The organism is Paenibacillus sp. FJAT-26967, from assembly GCF_001541095.1.
GTDB lineage: Bacteria > Bacillota > Bacilli > Paenibacillales > NBRC-103111 > Paenibacillus_F.
Genome location: NZ_LMXH01000003.1, coordinates 396,855 through 419,207 on the forward strand (window position 1 = coordinate 396,855; position 22,353 = coordinate 419,207).

The following is a 22,353-nucleotide window of genomic DNA, read 5'->3' on the forward strand; positions in this document are numbered from 1 at the left end:
CATGATGGCTTTTGAATATCATTTGGCAGATCCGGGAAATTGGTACAGCCATGATGCTCCTGAGCAGCGCTGGTTGTCGAAAAGAACTGTAAAGCTAGCATCCCTCTTTCACCTGGAAGAAGAAATTCAGTTTATGCGCAGGCGTTTGGAGCAGTTGGTTCAGTCGGGCGAAGCCATGACATCCAACACAGTTATTGAAATGAGCGTATCTCTTGATCATAAAATCAACGAATATATGAATCTAGTTCAGAAAAGCCGGTAGAGTGCCGGCTTTTTTGCAGCGTTTGGATGGACGATCGCATCGGAGGGATTTTAATGACACAAAAACGCTGGTTGCCGGCCGCTTTACTCTTATTGCTGATTACCGTTCTGGCCGCCGGTTGCGGCAAAGATGAGGCCAAAGCGGATGTTTCTGTTTTCTTTATGAACAAGGAAGGTACTTCGACCGAGAACGCGGTCAAGCTCCAAGAGTCTCTAATCGCGCTGGTCGGACCCGCGCCTAGTATCAGCATCTCGACATCTCCTATTTTTTCCGCGGAGAAAATGATCGTTGAGCTAGGCTATGGCGGACACGGTATTTTTATTCTGCCGGAAGAACAGTTCAAGAATTTTGCCAAGAGCGGATCTTTTCTGCCTTTGGACGAGCACTTTAAGCCGGAAGATTATTCCGAGGGGATCGTGGAAGCTGAAATTCAGCCTCCGGACGGCCAGAAAGTGGATAAGACCGCGCCGCCCAAGATGGAAAAGCACTTATACGGCATTCCGCTGCAGCATTCCAAGTGGTTCAAAGACAACGGTTTTAACGGGAATGGCTTGGTAGCCTTTATGGCGGAGAACAGCCGGAATCCGGAATTGTCGCTGGAAGTTCTTAAGAAAATTGCAGTCAAATAGCAGGGAAAGGACAACTTAGTTTGCTTTACTGGTTGTCATGACGGCGGGAGTTCGCCTATAATTGTTGAAAGAACTTGAAGGTTTAAACCAAATACGTCTACCGCCAGGTCCCGCAGATTCTTCTTGCTCCATTGGAAGAGCACGGGTTAATAGGGAAGCCGGTGTAAATCCGGCACGGTCCCGCCACTGTATAACGGAGATGTTCTTACGAAGCCACTGTCCAAGGGGATGGGAAGGCAAGAACAACCAACCATCCGTAAGTCAGGAGACCTGCCTGCCGGTCTTGCAGCACAACATCCTTCGAGGAGAGGATTGCGCGAAACCGGAAGTGGCTTCCTGTGAAGCCACAGCCAACTCGTGTTCTCTGAAATCGTCCCCTCTATCTTCGGATAGGGGGGTTTTTGTGTGACGTGCCCAGTTATTTACTGTAACCCAGCTTCAAGTCAAACTTAAGGATCAAGGGAGAGAAAACGATGAGAAACCCCGAAGAAAGTACACAATCCAGGAGATATTTGCAGCTGGTTCTTGTATTCATGCTTGCCCTGCTCCTAACCGCCTGCGGTAAAACCGAACAGCCCCCGGCTGGTACAGCCGCTCCGTCTTCGCCAAGTCCTGCTCCGCAAACCGCGGACAGTAAAAAAACGCAGTATCCGCTCAAAGTTAAGGATGCAACGGGTAAAGAATTTACTTTCGATAAAGCACCGCAGAAAATTATTTCCGTATCTCCGGCAGAAACAGAGGCTTTGTTTGCAATCGGTCTGGGAGATAAGATCGTAGGCGTCTCGGATTATGACGATTATCCGGCAGAAGCCAAAACGAAACCCAAAATGGGCGGGATCGTACAGCCTAACCAGGAATCCATCATTGCTTCTGGAGCTGAAATCGTCTTTACAGGCGTCTCGATGAAAAGTGAATCCGTAGAGAAACTTCGTGCGATGAATATCAATGTCTTTAAGGTAGAGCCTAAGACTGTGGACGATGTGATCCAGAACGTACTGCTATACGGTAAAATAACCGACCATCAGGAGCAGGCGGAGAAAGTAGTTTCAAAAATGAAAGAAGAACTCAAGAAAGTGACGGATGGAGTCAAAACTGTAGCTGCCGACCAGAAGAAAAAGGTGTACATTGAGTTTTCGCCAGGCTGGACCGTTGGTAAAGGCGAATTCATGGACGAGCTTATTACGCTGTCAGGCGGCGTCAATGCAGCGTCGGATATCACCGGCTGGAAACAGATCAGTGAAGAGAAAATCATCCAGGCGAATCCGGACGTCATTCTATTTGCAAATGATGTCGTCGATGATAAAACTAAGAAAAGTCTTGAACAGCTTATTCGTGAGCGCAGCGGCTGGGGGGAAATAAAAGCAGTCAAAGACAACCGTGTAATCGGCCTGGATCAGAATAAACTAAGCCGCCCGGGTCCGAGACTCACAGAAGGCCTGCTGGAAATGGCCAGAGCTATTTATCCGGATCTGGTGAAATAGATGAGAAATAGATGGGGGCTTTGGGGAGGAGTAGGAGTTATACTCCTTCTTCTTTCTATTGTACTCAGCCTTTCGATGGGCTCGGCCCGTCTTCCGGTTGGAGATATTACCTCGATTCTGGTAAGTAAACTGCCGTTCATAGGAGAAGGAATAGCAGTCACTTGGCCTGCCTCATCCGAACAAATCATTATGAATGTACGGATGCCGCGTGTGGCACTGGCTATTCTGGTAGGCGCGTCATTATCCGTTGCAGGAGCGGCCTTTCAAGGAGTGCTGCGCAATCCGCTGGCGGATCCCTACACACTCGGCGTTTCCAGCGGAACGAGTGTGGGCGCGGCTTTTATTATTTATTTCGGTCTCCAGACCGCCTATTTCGGTTCATGGACGGTGCCTATTGTCGGTTTTGTCACGGGAGCCATCTCGTTGTGGATCGTACTCCGTCTGGCTCAAACAGACGGCAAAATCCGTATGGAAACGCTGCTGCTGGCTGGAGTGGTTATGCAGGCATTTCTCGGAGCAGTCGTATCTTTCCTTGTTTCCATCTCGAATAAAGTGGTCAACGAAATCGTTTTCTGGCTTATGGGAAGTCTGGCTATGAAGGGCTGGAGTTACTCCGGCGTCCTGCTCCCGTATTTCCTGCTCGCTTTCCTGGTGCTGTTCAGCTATACGAGAACGCTGAATCTGCTGGCTCTGGGCGAGCGGCAGGCTGCGCATCTGGGCATCCATGTTGAACGAACCAAGCTGGTCGTGCTCATTACGGCCACACTTGTAACGGCCGCAGCCGTCTCCGTATCGGGCGTAATCGGCTTCGTCGGCTTGATTGTTCCTCATCTGGTCCGCCTGCTGGCAGGACCGGATTATAGGCTGATCGTACCCTTATCTGCGCTCGGCGGCGCGATTTATGTGCTGTGGGCGGATACACTGGCCCGTACGGTGCTCAGTCCGACAGAAATTCCGCTCGGTGTGATTACCGCATTCCTGGGTGCGCCTTTTTTTGCCTATCTGCTGCGCAAACAGAAGAAATGGGGAAGAGGCTGATGGAACCGATCATTCAGGTGCAACATGCCACCAAGGCATTTGACGGCACGAAGGTGCTGAAGGATATCAATATAGAGGTTGCTGCCGGTGAATTCTTCGGAATCATCGGCCCCAATGGCAGCGGGAAATCCACGCTGCTGCGCCTCATCTCCGGTGTGGAGCCGGCGACAGAGGGGCAGATCCTGCTGAAAGGCAAAGATGCAAGCGGCTACCCGCGCAGAGAGCTGGCGAGGTGGCTTGCCGTTCTCCAGCAGGATGCTCTGCCGCCACTGGGCTACACGGTACGGGAAGTCGTGGAGATGGGGAGATTCCCTTTCCAGAGCTGGCTGGGGACAGATCGGCCGGATGCGGGAAAGCTGATCGATTCGATCATGCTGCGGCTTGATCTCGAATCGCTGGCGGACCGTACCGTCGAGAACTTAAGCGGCGGACAGCGCCAGCGGGTCGCTCTGGCCAAGGTAATGGCTCAGGAGCCCCGCCTGCTGCTTCTCGACGAGCCCACGACTTTCCTCGATATCGGCTATCAGGTGCAGCTTATGGACTATGTGAGCGCTTGGCAGCGTGAGGAAGGGCTGACAGTTGTGGCAGTTCTTCACGATTTGAATCTGGCATCACAGTATTGTGACCGGCTGCTTGTCGTCAGTGAAGGACAAGAGGTATCCACCGGTACACCGGATCATGTCATGAACATCGAGATGATCCGGAGTGTATACGGAACGGAACCGATCGTTCTCAAGCATCCAGCTAATGGAAAGCCGCAAATCCTGCTGAAGCGGGGAGAATAGCTATTTTAAACATAAGGCTGGAACATGTATGCTAGTATGTAGATGTTCCGGCTATTTTTATGGCACAATGGAGTTTCATGTTAAGAATAGAGACCGGATACAGTGAAATACAGTGAATACAGTGAATACAGGCAGCAAGAGCAATAACAACGAAGTTCCGATACTAGGAGAGATTACAATGAGTGAGTTGAAAAAAATAGAAGATTTGATCGGGGATATTCATCCCCTGAATCAAGATGCGATAGATGCGGCATCCGCCCACTTGGACAGTCTGACTAAACCGCCCGGTAGCCTGGGGAAACTTGAGGACATTTCGAAACAGTTGGCCGGTATTATGGGAGAGGTTATTCCGGATGTAACGCATAAAGCGATCATCGTTATGGCTGCCGACCACGGGGTATGCGAAGAAGGCGTCAGTGCGTTTCCGCAGGAAGTGACGCCTCAGATGGTGCTGAATTTCCTGCAGGGTGGAGCGGCGGTAAATGTTCTGGCAAGGCATGCAGGCGCAGAGGTCGTCTGTGTGGATATCGGCGTGAATGCAGATCTGGAGCATGAGGATCTTGTTGCCCGTAAAGTGCGGTACGGCACGGCCAATATGGCCCAAGGCGCCGCTATGACCAGGGATGAGGCAATCCGCGCGATTCTTGTCGGAGCAGAGGTTGTGGATGAGCTTGTCGCGCGCGGTGTGCGTATTCTGGCAACCGGCGAGATGGGAATAGGCAACACCACCGCCAGTTCTGCTCTGCTCCATGTTCTGGGCGGTGTAGATTTTGAAGCCGGTGTCGGAAGAGGAACCGGAATTGACGATGCAAGGTGGCGTCACAAGCAAGAAGTCATCCGCAGGTCGATTCAAGTGAACCAGCCGGATGATCGGGACCCGATTGATGTGCTTGCCAAGGTCGGAGGACTGGAGATTGCAGGCTTGACCGGCGTAATACTGGGAGCGGCCAAACATTCTTGCGCCGTCGTGATTGACGGCTTCATCTCCTCGGCAGCGGCTCTGATCGCCGCAAGACTGGCTCCGGTGTCGGTCCAGTACATGATCGGCTCGCACCAGTCCCATGAACAGGGACATGCCAAGATGCTGGAGGCCGTCGGCTTGAAGCCGATGCTGCATATGGACATGAGGCTTGGCGAAGGCACGGGAGCCGCGCTCTGCTTTACGCTTATCGATGCGGCCGGTAAAATCATGCGCGAAATGGCCTCGTTCGAAAGTGCCGGTGTATCACGCGGTTAAATGAATGCCAAGAAGGAGAACAACACTAATGACCGATCCTATCGAACAAGGCCCCATTCTGGTGACAGGGGGAGCCCGCAGCGGCAAAAGTTCATTCGCGGAACAGTTGTCCGCCAGACTGGCTGATGGGGGCACGTACATCGCGACCGCCCAGATCTGGGACGAGGAGATGCGGGAGCGCATCGGTCTGCACCGGCAGCAGCGGGAGTCGTCCGGGTTCGCCTGGACGACTCTCGAAGAGCCGCTGGAGCTGCCCGCATTGCTGCGGACCTGCAGCGCCAAAGAAGCGCACTCAGGCGTCGTACTTGTCGATTGCCTGACGCTGTGGCTCTCCAACTGCCTTCTGCGGGTGGAGGGGCAGGAGGATGCCGCGTCCTTGACCAGCGCAGCAGTAGATGAGCTTGTGCGGGCGGTACAAGGTCACGAGGGTCCCCTCGTTCTCGTGACGAACGAGGTCGGCAGCGGTATTGTGCCGGAGTATCCTCTCGGGCGGCTGTACCGGGATCTCGCCGGACGGATGAACCAGCGTCTGGCCTCCGTCTGCGGGCAGGTCTTCCTCGTAACGGCCGGCATTCCGGTTGAATTGAAGAGCCGGGCGTTCCGGCTCGAATAGGAGCGGCTCAATGCTTATATACACATGGAATGAAATCATAAGCATGGTGCTCGCCGCTATTGTCATTGATCTTGTGATCGGCGATCCCAAATGGCCGACGCATCCAGTTATTCGGATCGGGCGCTGGATCAGTTGGATGGAAAAACGTCTCCGCCGCCGTACATCCATCACACCGCGCGCCCTCAAACAAAGGGGCGTGGTGCTGGCCTTGTCCACGATGCTGGCCGCCTGCGGCATCATGTTTGCCCTGACGTGGGCAGCGGGCGAGATTCACCCTTGGCTCGGCTATGCCGTCACCACGTGGTTCATCTCGACCACGATTGCGGTCAAAGGGCTGAAGGATGCGGCGATGCTGGTAGCGGTGCCGCTGGCCGCCGGGAATCTGGCGGATGCCCGCAAGTACACCGGCTACATAGTAGGCCGGGATACGGCGCAGCTGGACGAAGGGGAGCTGACCCGGGCCGTTGTGGAAACCGTAGCCGAAAATACGGTCGACGGGGTCATCTCGCCGTTAATCTTCGCGCTGATCGGCGGGGCTCCTCTGGCGATGCTGTATCGCGCGGCGAACACCCTGGATTCCATGGTGGGCTATAAGAACGAGCGATACCTGCACTTCGGCTGGGCTTCCGCCCGCTGGGACGATGTGATGAACTGGCTTCCGGCCAGGCTGACGGGTCTGCTGCTTGTGCTGTCTGCCGCTGTGCAGCCTCGTATGGACGCGCTGCGGGCCGCGAGGTCCATCGGCCGCTTCGCCAGGCTGCATCCGAGCCCTAACAGCGGCATTCCCGAGTCCGCTGTAGCGGGTGCGCTGGGCATCGAGCTGGGCGGCCGCAATATTTACGGCACGGTCATAAGCGAGCGTGCCCGCATGGGCTGGCCGCTGCGACCGCTTAGCCGCAAAGACATTAATGCAGCGGTACGTCTCTTGTATGGGGCTACCGGCTGGATGGCGGGAGGGCTTCTATGCGCACTGTGGGCACTGAATTAAAAAGCTGGCTGCTGGGCTTAACCGCTGCGCTGCAGTTTCTCACCCGTCTGCCGGTTCCCGTGCAGATCGAGTGGACGCCGGCTGTCCTGCGCAGAAGTCTGGCCTCCTACCCGCTCGTCGGAGCTCTGCTGGGCTATGTGCTGCTGGGCTCCGCCTGGCTGCTGAGCATCGTCCTGCCGGAACTGCCTGCTTCGGTTCTGCTTCTGTGCATCTGGATCGGCCTTACGGGGGCTCTGCATCTGGACGGCCTGATGGATACGGCCGATGGAATCTTGAGCCACCGCCCGCGGGAGCGTATGCTGGAGATCATGAAAGACAGCCGGGTCGGAGCCATGGGCGTCATTGTGTGCGTGCTCGTCATTCTGCTGAAATGGAGCGCACTGTACACGATTCTTCACTCACCGGGGAAGGCTGCTTGCACCTTACTCGTTCTGGTACCCGTCTGGAGCCGGGCGTTCATGACGGCTGCCGTCGCCTTCTGGCCGTATGCAAGGCGTGAGGGAGGCATGGGCGGCTTCTTTTCAGGAGGGAAAAGGCCATTTGCTGCCGCTGCTGCGGCTTTAGCATTCGGGCTCAGCTTGGCTATTCTAGGCATCTTTCAACTGCTGGGCCGTCAGGTACCGTACGATTTGCTGTGGGGAACCTCAATCGGAATAGTATGGCAGGTTATCCTGACTGCCGCAGTTATTATGTCCCTCACATTTGCTGCGGGATGGATACTGGCTTCGATGATTGCACGCAAGCTTGGCGGTTTGACAGGCGACACGTACGGGGCTTTAAATGAACTGCTGGAGACTGTACTGCTCCTTGGCGTAGCGGGCCTGATTCAAATCGGTTTGTAGCTTTGCAGCAGCCAGATGAAGCTGTATTCTTGAGTTTTCAGTGAGGCGGGTTGAGTCCTAATGGAGGACTCCCAGCCTTTTTGCCTATAAATAGGGTCATTCTCTATTGAAAAATTGGACAAGGGAGAGGGATGGACGTTGCTTGAACGTTACGGACACGGTGGAGATTTGCTGACAGCGGAGGAGAAATTCGGGAGAAGCAGGGAAGATTTTCTGGATTTCTCATCAAATATGAATCCGCTCGGACCGCCGGAAGCGGTGGAGAATATTCTGCGCAATCAGTGGCGGGATATTGTGAAATACCCGGACCCGGCTGTTAGAGAGCTGCGCGGGAAAATCGCAGTCAAGTACGGCGTGCCTATAGAATCCATTCTGGTGGGAAACGGAGCTGCAGAGCTGATCGATCTGATCGTTCGCGTGCTTAAACCAGGCGTAACGGCGCTGGCGAGGCCTTCTTTTAGCGAGTATGAAGATGCGGTACATAAGGCTGGCGGACGTGTTCACAATATTCCGCTTCATGCACGTCATAATTTTGTTCTTCAAAAGGAAGATGTGCAAGAAGCGTTCAAGCAATCGGACGCGCTGTTCCTGGGTCAGCCGAACAATCCAACAGGCCGTCTTTTGCCCGGTGGATTGCTGCATGAAATAGCGGACACCGGGCATCCGCTCATTCTGGATGAGGCCTTCCTCGATTTTGTGCCTCGAGAGTCGGAGTTGACCATGCTGCGCAGGGCGGCAGTGAGCCCGCATTTGTATGTGATTCGCTCTATGACCAAGTTCTATGCCGTCCCGGGTATCCGCCTCGGATTTGTCGTGGCACATCCGGATATTATCCGTCAGATGGGTCAGCTGCAGGTACCGTGGAGCGTGAATTTCCTGGCGCAGTTGATCGGGAGTGCGGTTCTGAATGATGAGGTCTTCGCAGAGCGGACGATTGCGTGGCTCCGGGAGGAGAATCCTTGGCTTCGCGGGGAGCTTGCCTCTCTGGGGCTTACCGTCACGCCGAGTGATATCAATTATGTTCTCTGCAGTCTTCCGCAGGAATCTGCCCTTACTGCACGGGAACTCCAGCAAAAAATGGGCGAGCACTGCATTCTGATCCGGGACGCTTCGCTTTTCGAAGGATTGACCGGTTCTTACTTCCGTGTTGCCGTGAAGCTCCGCGAAGATAATGAGCGCCTGATTTCCGTGCTGGCAGAAGTGTTGTCGCCGAAATAACGAGGAAGAAGGCCGAATAAATATGAAAGTAGCACGAAAGCCGCACGAAAGCAGCATGAATGCCGTTTGGCAGCTTTTAATGAGGCTCTGAAGATTGTTCGGACACCGGAGGGAGGGAGGAGCAGATGAGTAAAAACGATACGAAAGAAAGCAGGATGGGTCCGCTCAATTCTTCTATGACGGAGGCCAGTCTGAATTCAACGGATGGAGGATACGTAACGGCCCCTCGTCTTGCGAGGACGCTTATGGTGCAAGGAACCGCATCCGATGTCGGGAAAAGTATCGTTACGGCAGCCTTATGCCGTATTTTCGTCCAGGACGGTAAGCGTGTAGCGCCGTTCAAGTCACAGAATATGTCGCTTAACTCTTATGTCACTCCAGACGGCCGTGAAATCGGGCGTGCGCAGGGTGTGCAGGCGGATGCCTGCCGGATTGCGGCTACGACTGATATGAATCCGATTCTGCTCAAGCCGACTGGTGATATGCGCTCACAGGTTGTCGTCCATGGCAAGCCTCTGATGGATATGGATGCGGGTGAGTACCGGGAGTCTTATCTGCCTGTTGCGGAGGGAATTGTCCGGGAAGCACTCCATAGACTGCGCCAGAGCAGCGAGCTCGTTATTCTTGAAGGGGCGGGCAGCCCGGCCGAGATTAATCTGAAGGATCGCGATATTGTTAATATGCGGATGGCGGGATGGGCGGATGCGCCTGTTGTTCTCGTAGCGGATATTGACCGGGGCGGGGTTTTTGCGGCGATTGTCGGTACGCTAGAATTGCTGGAGCCTGATGAAAGAGACCGGGTGAAGGGTTTTATTATTAACAAATTCCGCGGCGACATCGGACTGCTGCGGCCTGGGCTGGATTGGCTGGAGCGACGGACAGGAAAGCCTGTGCTCGGCGTGATTCCGTACTATCCGAAGCTGGGAATAGAAGATGAAGACTCGGCTTCGCTGGATTCCAAAAAACGGCTGGAGACAGAAACGGGACATTCGTCCAGCCGGGATCGGACAGATGTACTGGAAATCGGTATTCTTCGTCTGCCGCGGATCTCCAATTTTACCGATATCGATCCGCTTCATGAGGAGCCGGATGTCCATGTCCGCTATATTACCGGACCGGATGATTGGGGAAATCCCGATATTCTGATTATCCCCGGAAGTAAGAACACGATAGGCGACTTGCTTTTTCTGCGTGAAAGCGGACTGGCTGCCCGGATCGGCACGTATGCCCGCAATAACGGATATATAGCCGGGATATGCGGCGGTTACCAGATACTCGGGGAAAGTCTCTCGGATTGTTCGGGAGCCGAATCCGGCTTCACCGGAGAATACGAAGGACTGGGACTGCTTCCTGTCCGGACTGAATTCACTGCCGGGAAGAAAACAGTCCGGACCGAGGGGATCTGCCGGTTGTTCGCCAGTAGTTCCGTGCTGCCGGTTGAGGGCTATGAAATTCATATGGGGGAAACGCATGTGACCAAAGCGGATGCGGAGCGTCCTTTCCGGCTTCGCATATGTGTTCCGCCTCCGGGCAGCTGCGAGCAAGAGAGCGAGTGGTTAGAGGACAAGGGCATATGCGATCATGGGGATAGCTTGGATAAGTCCAGCCCGGAGCAAAGCCGCTTCAGCGAGCGGGAAGCAGATGCCGAATATCACCCGGACGGCGCCTCCGCAGATGGCGGACGTATATGGGGAACATATCTGCATGGGGTACTGCATAATGATGATTTCCGCCGGGCCTGGTTAAATGAGGTCAGACTCGGCAAGGGCTGGGAGCCGCTGCAGGCGGAGCTTCGTTACCGGGAAAGAAGAGAAGAAGCCTTCGACCGGCTTGCGGCGCATGTCCGTGCTCATCTGGATATAACGAAGCTGTATGAGATTGCAGGACTCTCCATCTGACAAGCAAACTCTATTAAAGTTTTATACTTAAGGACGGCCGGTATAACTGGCCAGGCGAGTGAGTGAACTAAGAAGTTACCCAAGGTATAGGGGCGAGAAGAAAGCGGAGCTGCTTGTTATAAGCAAAGCATGTTTGCGATGTTAGTTGCCGGGCGCTATGATGAAGGGAAGGTTTAAAACGGGTTTAGTGGCCTACGGAGTCTCCTTGCACTTAAGCAGGAACGAAGAGTGAAGCCGGATCCGTAATTCCGTGCCCATGTATAAGAATCATCTATAAAGAATGGAGGGATTTTACTTGAAAATTTATACTAGAACCGGTGATGCTGGAAAAACGGGTGTCATCGGAGGACGGGTCGATAAAGATGACGATCGGGTAGAAGCATACGGTACCGTGGATGAGCTGAACAGTTTAGTGGGACAGGCGATGGGTTTTCTTGATCCGGCCAAATTCGCTGATATGCTCGATGATCTGCTTACGATTCAGCATGAGTTATTTGACTGCGGCTCTGACCTTGCACTGCTTAAGCAGGAGAAGAGGCCGTATAAGGTTAATTCGGACATGGTCGAGAACCTCGAAACCTGGATTGATAAGTATGATGCCGAAACGCCGGATATTACCCGCTTTATTCTGCCGGGCGGGAGCCAATCCTCTTCGGCTATGCACGTGTGCCGGACGGTATGCCGCCGTGCGGAAAGACGCGTTGTAACACTGGCCCGTACGCAAGAGATTAATTCCGATGTCCGGCACTATCTGAATCGTTTATCGGATCTGTTCTTTACTCTGGCGAGAACGGCTAATTTCCGCGAAGGGCAGTCAGATGTGGAATATCTGCGCAGTGCTGAAGTGTTCCGCAGGAAATCATGAACTACTACGCACCCATAATCTATCAGGTCCCTCCCGAAGAGGAGGGATTTTATCTGAAGACGATTTTGCACAACAAAATGGGTTTATCACGCAAGCTGGTTTCCCGTCTGAAACAGACGGAGCAAGGGATTACGGTCAATGGACGAAGAGAATACATCTCGATCAAAGTACAGAGCGGAGACCGGATCGAATTGCGGATGGAGGAAGAAGAGTCAGAAGATATTCTGCCGCAGGACCTTCCTCTGGAGATTCTGTATGAGGATGAACATTTGCTTATCGTAAACAAAGAACCCGGCATGATTGTCCATCCGACGCACGGCCATTACGTCAATACACTCGCTAACGGGGTTGTTCATCACTGGAAACAGCGCGGTGAGAATGTCCGGTTCCGGCCGATTCACCGGCTCGATCAGGAAACGTCCGGGGTACTGGCGATCGCCAAAAATCCGTATGTGCACCAGCAGATTTCGGAGCAGATGATCGCCCGCACCATCCATAAAGAGTATCTTGCGCTTGTACACGGAAGTGTAGCGGAAGACCAAGGAACGATTGATGCGCCTATCGACCGGAATCCCGAAGAGCCGCATGTCCGCATTGTAACGCCGGAGGGCTACCGCGCGGTCACGCACTACGAAGTCGTGCAGCGGTATGCCGGCCTTACTCTGGTGCGGCTCATGCTCGAAACCGGCAGGACGCATCAGATTCGCGTCCACATGAAGCACCTCGGACATCCGCTTCTTGGTGACAAGATGTACGGGCCGGGCAGCGGCGAAGCGGCGGAGGCTTGTGACTGCATATGCACGGAGGCGGACGCGAATGCGTCAGCTGTAGATGAAGATGAAGCCGCTCCGGCAGCCGGTCGCGGACTCTCACGCCAGGCGCTGCACGCGTACCGCCTGGCGTTCGACCACCCGGGCACAAGGAACCGGGTGGAGTTCACCGCTCCGCTGCCGGCGGATATGCAGGCCGTTATCGACGCCTGCAGCTCATCTCGCGGAGCGGATGAATCTTGACCGGCAGCGCATAAGAGATCGGCCCGCTGCCCTTATTTGCCTTCTGGCGGAATGGAACTTTTCGCGCTAGATTGCGTATAAAGACGTGCTGCCGGAAAGCTGAGGTTCCGCCGCTTGTTGTTCTGACCTCCCGCCGGCTCGGCAGCGGAGGTTTTTGAATATATAGAGTGCTTGTGCCGCATCAGGGGAGCCGCATAGTGCGGCTCGCCATTATTATTGAAAGGGTGTTTCGTCTGATGAAAGTAACCGTGTATGAATACAGCAAGTGCAGTACTTGCCGCAATGCTTTGAAATGGCTGAGAAATAAAGGTCTGGAGCCAAACACGATTCCTCTGTTCGAACAACCGCCGACTGCCGATGAACTTAGGATATTAGTCCGTAGCAGCGGACTCGACATTAAGAAGTTCTTCAATACTTCCGGTGAAGTGTACAGAGAGATGGCGCTGAAGGATAAGCTGGATTCCATGTCAGAAGATGAAAAGCTGGCTTTACTGGCATCCAATGGAAGATTGATTAAGCGGCCGATCGTAACGGATGGCCGCCAAGTAACCGTGGGATTCAAAGAAGCTGATTTTGAGCAGGTTTGGGGCTGACAATCCTTGCCTGCGTCAGGCCAATCATCTGGAAAGGAGTGAATGCAGTTGTCTCAGAACCCTTCTTCTAAAACGAAAAAGAAAAACCCGCTCTGGGTTTTTGGAGCTATCCTCGCCTTCCTGCTGACGCAGCTCAAGGTGCTGATTCCTCTTCTGAAGCTAAGCAAGTTCGGAGCGACCTTCATCTCGATTGCGATTACGATTGCCGGCTATGCGCTTATAGCACCGCTACCGTTCGCGATCGGACTTGTGGCGATGATTTTCATCCATGAGTTAGGCCATGTTTTTGCCGCTAAGCGCAAAGGATTGCCTGTGTCCGCGCCCTTATTCATCCCGTTTCTCGGCGCGCTGATTACGATGAAGCGCAACCCGAGAGACGCGGTAACCGAAGCTTACATCGCGTATGGAGGGCCTTTGCTGGGAACGATAGGAGCTACGGCGTGCTTCGGATTAGGCATGTATCTGGATTCCGGTATTCTGATCTCAATCGCTTATACGGGACTTTTTCTGAATCTGATTAATTTACTGCCGATTCATCCGCTGGATGGAGGACGGATTTCCACAGCTGTGACCCGGTGGCTATGGCTGGTGGGCTTAATTGGAGGTCTTGCGGTTATTGTGTATTTGCGCAGCTTCCTGTTCCTGATCATCTGGATTATGTTCGCTTGGGATTTATACAAAAAGTTCGTCAAATACCGCAACAAGCCGCAGCTGTTCCATTTTCATCCGCGCTTTGATATGACGGCGCAGCATTTGCTGCAGCAGGGGTATATGATTCCGGGGGAAGATCATAAGCGGAATCTGGATTTTACCACTTATTCGGATATAGGCGAAGGAAATACAGGTGTGCAGATGCTCCAAGTTTCATGGGATGCGATTGATTTTGAAACCAAGTTTGAGCTGCCCCGTCAATCGATTGTCCACCGTGTCCAGGTTACCAAAATCGAAAGGGCGAACCGTGAGGATGGCCTCCATCTTATTCTTCATTGCGATGTGGAACTGGAGCCATACGACAACGATGCTTATTACGAGGTTCCGACCGCTTCCCGCTGGAAGTTCGGCATCGCGTATGCAGGGCTTGCCATTTACCTGCTCGCGATGATGAACTGGATTCATGGCGTGCTGCCTCCTAGCTGACCCGGGCGAATAAACCGCGGTGAGTGTACTATCCATCATGACAACTCATAGAAAACGGAACTCATAAGTCGACACAGGCTTATGAGTTCTTGTATTTACAGGCAGGAAAGAGAGAGAAGAAGCGGGAATGATGAAGTAGAGTAAGAAACATCGGTGAGTAATAGATTTTAAGAACAGGGGAGAAGCTTGCTATGAAAATTACAGGATCAAAAAGAATTGGAAGTTTGGGTTCAGCCATCTTTGCGGAGGTGGCCCAGTGGAGACGGGAGGCGGAGGAGAAAGGCATGGAGGTTATTGATCTTGGAATCGGCAGTCCGGACCTCCCGCCCTCTCCCAAAGTGATGAAGGCGCTGTCCGAAGCGGTCCTCAGCCCGCAGGCTTACGGCTATCCGGGATCAGAAGGTACTCCGGAATTCCGCAGGGCAGCTGCCGGCTGGATGCAGCGCCGCTTCGGCGTGGAGGTAGACCCGGACCGCGAAGTGCTCGCTCTGCTCGGCTCACAGGATGGTCTGGCCCATCTGGCTATGTCACTGTGCGACCCGGGTGATACCGCGCTAGTGCCGGACCCCGGTTATCCGATCTACGCGGCGAGTCTGGTACTGGCGGGTGTGGAGCCCATCCTGCTCCCGCTGAAGGAATCGGCAGGCTTCCTTCCGCAGCTGGACCAGATTCCGCCGCATATAGCGGATCAAGCCTCGTTCCTGCTGCTCAGTTATCCGGGCAATCCCATTCCCGAGGCGGCTGACCGTGCTTTCTATGAGAAAGCACTGGCTTTCGCGCAGCGCCATGATCTGCTTATCGTGCATGATCTGGCTTATTCGGAGCTTGCGTTCGACGGCTATAAGCCGATGAGTATTCTGGAGCTGCCGGGTGCCAAGGACCGGGCAGTCGAATTTCATTCTTTATCCAAAAGCTTCAATATGGCCGGATGCCGGATTGCTTTTCTTGCCGGCAATGCGGAGGCGATAGCAGCGCTGCGGACTTTAAAATCAAATATCGATTATGGAATTTTCCTTCCCATTCAGCAGGCGGGCGTGCTGGCTCTGGAAGAGGAGGCTGATTTCCCGGCAGCTATCTCGGCTGTCTATGAACGCAGACGCAATGTACTGGTGAACGGGCTGCGGGAAATGGGTTGGAACGTGCCTTTGCCTAAGGCGACGATGTTCGTCTGGGCCCCAATACCTGAGGGCTGGACTTCCCGGCATTTTGCCAGGAGCCTGCTGGAGCGTGCCGGAGTTGCTGTAATTCCGGGAGATGCTTTTGGAGCGGAGGGGGAGGGATATGTCCGTATGGCCCTTGTTCAGCCTGAGGGAAAACTGAGCGAAGCTGTGTCAAGAATCGGAGAAATATGGAAGTCTATTGGCGAAATTGAAAGAAATACATAAAATTTTCCAATATACCCGTTTCAAAGAAGGAAAAAGTGCTAACAATGAGTAAAGTAGTAGAGATTGAAATTGATAGGAAACCGATAGGGTCCTGTCCTACCCAAGCCGCACCCGCATTGCTTAATTTCATGCAGGTTTGACGGGAACCGTTCAGGTCTATCCTTCTACTGCCGGATAAGAAGTCCGGCATCCTTTAAAACAGGTTTGAAAGGAGTTAATTATGGATTCTATCTTTTCGCTATCCGAGCTGTTGTCGCAGCAGAAGCCTTCTTCCCTGGTGGAAATTCCGGGTGTGCTCGGGCAGACTTTCGGACAAGCGACGCTCTCGACAACTTTACCCATTTCTAAGCTTTTTTCTATCTATGAGGTAGACCTGGAAGTTCAGCGTTCCATCATTCCCCGCAATCTGTCCAAGCTGATGGATTATGTATCCCTGTATCTGGATAACCATCAGCCGATTTATTTCCCGGGTGTTATTTTCTCTGCAAGGGGAGCGGGAAGCTACGATTCGGAGCAGCATGTTTTTCAGCTTCAGCCCATTGAGAAATTGTATGTAGTCGACGGACAGCACCGTCTGGCTGCTTTTCAGCGTTTAATGGAAACTCTGCAAAGTCAGATGGCCAGGGCGAAGGACCGCAGGGAGTATGACCGTATGGAAGAAATTACGGAAAAATTGAGCAGACTGTACGCGTTCCCTGTATCGACGATGATTTATCTCGATATTGATGCCAAACAGGAAAGGCAGCTATTCTCCGACATTAATAAGCTGCCCCGCAAAATCGGCGGCAACTTGGCCGTGCTTCGCGATCAGCGCCGGTTCTACCATGTGACGGCTTCCCAGCTTGTGGAGAAGGCTCCGGTCATGCAGCATATTCCGGTGGACATGTTCTCGGAACGCGGGAAGGGGCCGGAATTTCTGTTTACATACCACCTGCTCATCGAGATTCTGGTGGCGCTCTTCGAAGGACGGATGAAGTCGGGTGCACGGGGCAACGGGTATCATTATGATGAGGAAGTTGTAGCGGAGCATTTGTCCCACAGCTCCTTCTATTTTCAGCAGCTGCTGAAATATTTACCGGCGCCCGTCAAAGGGGAAGCGGCTTGGTCGGAGAATATCCAGATCGCACTGGCCCTGTTCTTCCACGAGGAAGCGACCAAGAGTGCGAAGTTCAACCGCTACGGCCTGGAGTATGCGACTAAGATCCTGCCTCATATCGATTGGTCCGCGATCTTCAGCGGAGATGAGAAGGATCGCCTGCCGCGCCGCTCGCGAATTATGAAAGCGTATCAATATATCCGCTCCTTCTACCAGGAGCAGCATTTGTTCCTGATCAGCGATAAGGAGGATGTCGGCTAATGGACGGTTTATGCCTGCGGATGACGATTCATCCTTTCTGTGAGCGTTTTGGCCTTGCGACCGTTGCTCTTAAGGCGCAGGATCTGCTCAATTACACAACCATTGATACCATCGTACAGCGGAAGCTGAGTAAAATGCAGCGCCGCAAAATTTCGACTTATCTCCAGGAGCGGGAGCTCGATCAGGTATTCTTCGGTCCTGTCACTCTGTCGCTGCGCGATGTAAGCCAGCTGTCGCGTGTGAAGGAGGATCTGTTCCTGCGCCACGGCTCGAAGCTGAGCATCCTCGATGGTCAGCACCGCATTCTGGCGCTCGGATTCGTCAATGAACAGATGCAGAAGGAAGTGAAGCGCATCGAGCGCAAGCTGGCTTCTCTGCGAGTGCGCCACCGCAAGGAAACGGACAATCCGGAATTGGCTGACGAAATTACGCAGGTGAACGGGCTTTTGGAGCAGATGGAGGCTAGACGCCTGGGTCTGATGGAAAGCGAGCTGGCTGTGCAGATTTATATCGGGCTCGGTGAGGTGGAGGAGCAGCAGCTGTTCGGGGATATCAATTCTAAAGTGCAGCTTGTAAGCAAGGAGCTGGGTCATTCTTTCGATTCGGTCGATCCGCTTAATCTGGTCATCCAGCAGGTGGTCGATCATAATATGCTGCTGAAGAATGCGGGTGTGGAGAGGCGCAGCAACTTGACGGCTTTTAACCGCAATTTCACTTGCTTGTCCTGGATGTACTCGACGGCCGTCATGCTGTTCTCGGGTAAAATGCAGTCGTCCTACGAGCTGCAGCGTAAAATCCGCAAAGACATGTCGACGTATGTGGAAATTCTGCACCAGTTCTTCAACACGATTCTGCCGATGATGCCGGAGCAGCCCGGGCTTGTGCAGGTCACGTCCGCGAACCGGGTTATGCAGGAAAGCATTGCGCTGTATGCGAATTCGTTCCTGTTCCAGAATGGAGAATACAATCCGGGGTGGACCGAGTGTCTGCGGATGTTTGAAGGGTTCGACTGGTCCCATGATAACGAGGAGCTGATTTATATTTTTGGCTCGCTGGATAACGGGAAGCTGAATCTTATTCATGAGAAATCTCTGCGTAAGCACGGGAAGCTGGTGAGCTTCTTCATGGAGGGCATTGAGCCGGAAGAAGGAATGAAAACCGCTTCACCGGCTTAAGGATATAACGGGCTGCTGGGGGCAGGCTCCGCTGTCCGCCTGTCGGCTGGTTACAGCCTGAATAGTAAACGGGATTCTGCTGGACAACCCGCTTTTTGGCGGGTCCGGCGGGGTCCTTTTTTGTATGCCGGACAGAGCTCCGGAGACATCATGTACGATAAGCCGCAAGCGATAAACCTTAAGCGGCCTGTTGAAGCATAAACAGGCTGTTTATGCTGTATACATAGTTACAGTCTTTATCTAGATATAGGCGGCAATTGGAAATGGTGTTTGCCAATCGTGCGAACCTTCCCCCATAATAGGAACTAACAAGAAAAGCTTAGAAAGCTTTAAAGGAGTGGACGCATGCAAATCGGTGAAACGATGCCGGGAACGGCCCGTAACCGGCACACTTTATTCGCGCTCGTGCTGGCAGCAGCCGTCGTGATCCGTTTACTCGTAGCGCCGAATTTATTCGGCTATGAAGCGGATGTGCGTACGTTTATGGCCTGGGCGGACCGGGCATACACAGTAGGGTTTGGAGAGCTGTATTCCGATCCTGATTATTTTCTGGATTACCCGCCAGGGTATATGTATGTGCTGTATATCATTGGTGCTTTATGCGGCGGGCTTCAAATCGGCTGGGAGTCCGGCTTGTCTCTGCTGATACTCAAAACGGTACCGATGGCAGCGGATCTGCTGTCTTCTGTTCTTCTATATAAGCTGGCATCCCGGACATTCCCTTCGTCCAGGGCGGCCCTCCTGTCTTCCCTGTACATGCTGAATCCCGCTATCTGGATCAATTCGGCCGGGTGGGGGCAGGTGGATTCCGTATTCATGCTGTTTGTACTGATATTCCTGCTGCAGCTGGAAAAGAAACGATTTGTTTCGGCGGCGGTTTTTCTTGCCATTGCCGTGCTGCTGAAGCCGCAGGGACTGTTGTTCGGTCCGTTCTTCCTGGTTGCCTTGTTCCAAAACGCAGGGGAAAAGGGCTGGTGGCGAACCTTCTCGGGGAGTTTTGCTGCGGGGACGGCGGCTTTCCTGCTTCCGGCTCTGCCTTTTGCATGGAAGCTGGAGCCGCTGTGGCTCGTTAAGCTGTACTTCGGTACACTGGCCTCGTACCCGTACGCCTCGCTTAATGCATTCAATCTCATGGCGCTGATGGGAGGTAATTTCCAGGCGGCCGACAAGCAATTGTTTTCGCTGGATTACACGAGGTGGGGCACGATTTTTTTTGTGCTGGCCCTTCTGTTTTCCCTGGTCCTTTATGCAAGAACTTCTCACAAAAAAGGCGCAGGCTTATATATGGGCTTTCTGTTCGCCACGTCCGCTTTTATGCTGATGACCAAAATGCACGAGCGTTATCTGTTCTACGGGCTGCTTTTGCTGCTAGCTGCTTATTTGCATTTGAAGGATAAGCGCCTGCTTCTGCTGTTCGGCGGCTTCAGCCTGACCAGCTTCCTTAACGTAGGGTATGTCCTCTGGCAGAGCTCGAATGATATTTACCATATTGCTGTAAAAGATCCTGTTCTGATCGTGGTGTCGGCCGTGAACCTGATATTGTTCGTATTCGCGTGGAGATATGCTTTTCAACTGGCGGCAGGCGCAGATAACGAGCGGAATACGGAAGGAAGCCTTCAACCCGGAAGGGGACTGCTTGCCGGTCTGACGACCAGAGGCTCTGTGATCCGGGACCGGGACGGCGCACTGGCTGCCCGCGAACCGTTGTGGACGAAGAAGGATGTAGGGCTGGCGGGTCTTATCACCGCTGTCTATATGATTATCGCGCTGATTAATCTGGGGTCTACCCAGGCCCCGGAGACCTTCTGGAAACCGGCAACGGCCATAACCGATGAGATCGTTGCTGATTTCGGTGAATCCAGGCATGTCGCCCGGATTCATAATTATGCGGGAGCCGGAGACGGTTCATTCCGGTTCGAATTCTCCGACGACGGAGTGATGTGGGACCGGCCGGTGGATGTGAAATCGGACTACGTCAAAGTGTTTACATGGAACGTCGTTAAGACCGATGTGAATACCCGGTATGTCAAAATCATTCCGATGGACACCGGGTTTCGTCTGCACGAGGTGGCATTCTTCGATGGCGTATCGGATATCCCGCTCCCGGTTAAGGTCCTTCCTGCCGGCGAGCAGGACTCGGCATCGGGTGAATCCGGGGCAGCCGCCAGATCGGCTCAACATGCGAACCTGTTTGACGAGCAGGCGATCGTGCCTGCTGCTCCAACTTACCTTGATGGCACTTATTTTGACGAAATTTATCATGCGCGGACGGCATATGAGCATCTATATCGGATCGAACCTTACGAGAGCACTCATCCTCCGCTGGGCAAAGTCCTCATTTCGGCGGGGATCGCTCTCTTCGGAATGAATCCCTTCGGCTGGCGCATTGTGGGCACGCTGTTCGGCGTAGCCATGCTTCCACTCATGTACATGATGGCGAAGCGGCTGCTTGGCCGCACGGAATATGCGGCGATTGCGACTTTCCTGTTCGCTTTTGATTTTATGCACTTTGCGCAAACGAGAATCTCTACGATTGATGTGTATGGCGTGTTTTTCATCATGCTGATGTTCGCCTTGATGTACCGGTATACGACGTTGAACTTCTACGAGGCTTCATTGCGCCGGACGCTGGTACCGTTAGGACTTGCGGGAGTAGTCTTCGGAATTGGAGCTGCCTCCAAATGGATTGTACTCTACGGAGGCGCCGGTCTCGCCGTCCTGCTTGCCCTGAGCTTGTGGGAGCGCTATGGGGAGTATAGGGAAGCTAAGCGCAAACTAGGCGAATGGGCAAGAGAGCAGGCTCAGAGCGAAGCATCTGAAGGCGAAGAGCCGAAGCTGACCTGGGAGGAGCATAACGGGGGAGAGAGCGATCGCTCGTCAGGCGGTTCCGCTTCGAATCAGCTCATTCAGCAAGAAGCCGCATCCCGCGACAGTCTGGGAGCCATTGTAAGCATGAGCACGGCTGAGAGCAGGCAGGAGGAAGTGCAGCGATGGACCGCAATGGTACGCAAGTTCCCGCGGTATACGATTTACACGCTGCTGTTCTGCGTCGTTTTCTACGTGCTGATTCCGGCCGGTATCTACGTGGCCTCTTACATTCCGTTCATGATGGTGCCGGGACCGGGGCATGGTCTGGCTGATGTCATTACCTATCAGAAGCATATGTACAGCTACCATAGTGAGCTGGTTGCGACGCATCCCTTCTCTTCAAGCTGGTGGGAATGGCCGCTGATGCTCAGACCGATCTGGTACTACAAAGGGGAATTCGTTCCTCTGGACAGTGTATCCAGCATAGTATCGTTCGGCAATCCGCTCATCTGGTGGCCGGGGCTGATCTGTGTCCTGCTTGCCGTCTGGCTGGCTTTTAAGACACGCAACAAGCCTCTGCGCTTCCTGCTTATCGCATACGCGTCCCAGTACTTGCCTTGGATGCTTGTGCCGAGACTGACATTTATATACCATTACTTTGCGATGGTTCCCTTTATGATTCTGATCATCACATTCTTCATCCGGCATCTTTTCGAAACCAAACCGCACTGGAGACGCTGGGGGTATGTGTATCTGGCGGCAGTCGCACTGCTGTTCGTCATTTTCTATCCGCTGCTCTCGGGCTTAGTAGTCGATAAATCTTATACCGGATGGCTGCGCTGGCTGCCGGGCTGGAATTATTTCTAAGGTAGCCGGCGGCACGTACCGGTAGTTGTGTGAAATACGATAGGGACTGTCTCTTGGCGTAACTGAACTGCACCCCGTCAAGTAGACACTATAAATAAGTAAAGACACTAGGCGGCCTTAGTCCTGAACTCCACGGGACTGAGGCCGTTTAATTTTGCCTGT

General features: G+C 53.4%; 19 protein-coding genes and 1 riboswitch. All 19 genes read left to right on the forward strand.

Annotated elements, in window-relative coordinates:
- Window position 1: 1 nt before the first annotated feature.
- The 19 genes from AR333_RS16335 (at window position 2) to AR333_RS16425 (ending at window position 22,191) form a co-directional block, all read left to right on the forward strand.
- Entirely contained in the window at window positions 2-262 is a 261-nt protein-coding gene (locus AR333_RS16335; RefSeq protein WP_068776425.1) for an aspartyl-phosphate phosphatase Spo0E family protein, read from the forward strand.
- Between the two features lie 53 nt (window positions 263-315).
- The gene (locus AR333_RS16340; protein ID WP_068776426.1) at window positions 316-891 is read left to right on the forward strand and encodes a hypothetical protein; all 576 of its coding nucleotides are present in this window, start codon (window positions 316-318) and stop codon (window positions 889-891) included.
- Window positions 892-979: 88 nt separating this feature from the next.
- A riboswitch (cobalamin riboswitch) is annotated at window positions 980-1,184 on the forward strand.
- Between the two features lie 180 nt (window positions 1,185-1,364).
- Complete coding sequence (locus tag AR333_RS16345) at window positions 1,365-2,372, forward strand: ABC transporter substrate-binding protein (RefSeq protein ID WP_068776427.1); 1,008 nt, start codon at window positions 1,365-1,367, stop codon at window positions 2,370-2,372.
- Window positions 2,373-3,410, forward strand: coding sequence for an iron ABC transporter permease (locus tag AR333_RS16350; RefSeq protein WP_068776428.1), 1,038 nt, complete (start codon window positions 2,373-2,375; stop codon window positions 3,408-3,410).
- Window positions 3,410-4,195 carry an ABC transporter ATP-binding protein gene (locus tag AR333_RS16355; protein WP_068776429.1) on the forward strand — a complete coding sequence of 262 codons (786 nt, stop codon included), beginning with the start codon at window positions 3,410-3,412 and terminating at the stop codon, window positions 4,193-4,195. The genes AR333_RS16350 and AR333_RS16355 overlap by 1 nt, the downstream gene beginning before the upstream one ends.
- Window positions 4,196-4,373: 178 nt before the next feature.
- Window positions 4,374-5,432 carry a nicotinate-nucleotide--dimethylbenzimidazole phosphoribosyltransferase gene (cobT, locus tag AR333_RS16360; protein ID WP_068776430.1) on the forward strand — a complete coding sequence of 353 codons (1,059 nt, stop codon included), beginning with the start codon at window positions 4,374-4,376 and terminating at the stop codon, window positions 5,430-5,432.
- Window positions 5,433-5,460: 28 nt separating this feature from the next.
- The gene (gene cobU, locus AR333_RS16365; RefSeq protein WP_068776431.1) at window positions 5,461-6,045 is read left to right on the forward strand and encodes a bifunctional adenosylcobinamide kinase/adenosylcobinamide-phosphate guanylyltransferase; all 585 of its coding nucleotides are present in this window, start codon (window positions 5,461-5,463) and stop codon (window positions 6,043-6,045) included.
- Window positions 6,046-6,055: 10 nt separating this feature from the next.
- On the forward strand, window positions 6,056-7,033 hold the full coding sequence (cbiB, locus tag AR333_RS16370; protein ID WP_068776432.1) for an adenosylcobinamide-phosphate synthase CbiB: 978 nt from the start codon (window positions 6,056-6,058) through the stop codon (window positions 7,031-7,033).
- Entirely contained in the window at window positions 7,009-7,875 is an 867-nt protein-coding gene (gene cobS, locus AR333_RS16375) for an adenosylcobinamide-GDP ribazoletransferase (RefSeq protein WP_068776470.1), read from the forward strand. The genes cbiB and cobS overlap by 25 nt, the downstream gene beginning before the upstream one ends.
- Window positions 7,876-8,013: 138 nt before the next feature.
- Entirely contained in the window at window positions 8,014-9,093 is a 1,080-nt protein-coding gene (cobD, locus tag AR333_RS16380; RefSeq protein ID WP_068776433.1) for a threonine-phosphate decarboxylase CobD, read from the forward strand.
- Between the two features lie 125 nt (window positions 9,094-9,218).
- On the forward strand, window positions 9,219-10,991 hold the full coding sequence (locus AR333_RS16385) for a cobyric acid synthase (RefSeq protein WP_084783739.1): 1,773 nt from the start codon (window positions 9,219-9,221) through the stop codon (window positions 10,989-10,991).
- Window positions 10,992-11,286: 295 nt separating this feature from the next.
- On the forward strand, window positions 11,287-11,856 hold the full coding sequence (locus AR333_RS16390; protein ID WP_068776434.1) for a cob(I)yrinic acid a,c-diamide adenosyltransferase: 570 nt from the start codon (window positions 11,287-11,289) through the stop codon (window positions 11,854-11,856).
- Complete coding sequence (locus tag AR333_RS16395) at window positions 11,853-12,869, forward strand: RluA family pseudouridine synthase (RefSeq protein WP_068776435.1); 1,017 nt, start codon at window positions 11,853-11,855, stop codon at window positions 12,867-12,869. Before AR333_RS16390 ends, AR333_RS16395 begins: the two co-directional genes overlap by 4 nt.
- A 233-nt stretch (window positions 12,870-13,102) precedes the next feature.
- The gene (locus AR333_RS16400) at window positions 13,103-13,462 is read left to right on the forward strand and encodes an arsenate reductase family protein (protein WP_172798884.1); all 360 of its coding nucleotides are present in this window, start codon (window positions 13,103-13,105) and stop codon (window positions 13,460-13,462) included.
- Between the two features lie 42 nt (window positions 13,463-13,504).
- Window positions 13,505-14,599 carry a site-2 protease family protein gene (locus AR333_RS16405; protein ID WP_068776436.1) on the forward strand — a complete coding sequence of 365 codons (1,095 nt, stop codon included), beginning with the start codon at window positions 13,505-13,507 and terminating at the stop codon, window positions 14,597-14,599.
- 191 nt (window positions 14,600-14,790) lie between these two features.
- Window positions 14,791-15,984 (forward strand): aminotransferase class I/II-fold pyridoxal phosphate-dependent enzyme, encoded by a 1,194-nt coding sequence (locus AR333_RS16410; protein ID WP_068776437.1) that lies wholly within the window; start codon window positions 14,791-14,793, stop codon window positions 15,982-15,984.
- A 220-nt stretch (window positions 15,985-16,204) separates the two neighbouring features.
- The gene (locus tag AR333_RS16415; protein ID WP_068776438.1) at window positions 16,205-17,341 is read left to right on the forward strand and encodes a DNA sulfur modification protein DndB; all 1,137 of its coding nucleotides are present in this window, start codon (window positions 16,205-16,207) and stop codon (window positions 17,339-17,341) included.
- Complete coding sequence (locus AR333_RS16420; protein WP_068776439.1) at window positions 17,341-18,516, forward strand: DNA sulfur modification protein DndB; 1,176 nt, start codon at window positions 17,341-17,343, stop codon at window positions 18,514-18,516. Before AR333_RS16415 ends, AR333_RS16420 begins: the two co-directional genes overlap by 1 nt.
- A gap of 345 nt (window positions 18,517-18,861) precedes the next feature.
- On the forward strand, window positions 18,862-22,191 hold the full coding sequence (locus AR333_RS16425) for a glycosyltransferase family 39 protein (protein WP_068776440.1): 3,330 nt from the start codon (window positions 18,862-18,864) through the stop codon (window positions 22,189-22,191).
- Window positions 22,192-22,353: the final 162 nt, after the last annotated feature.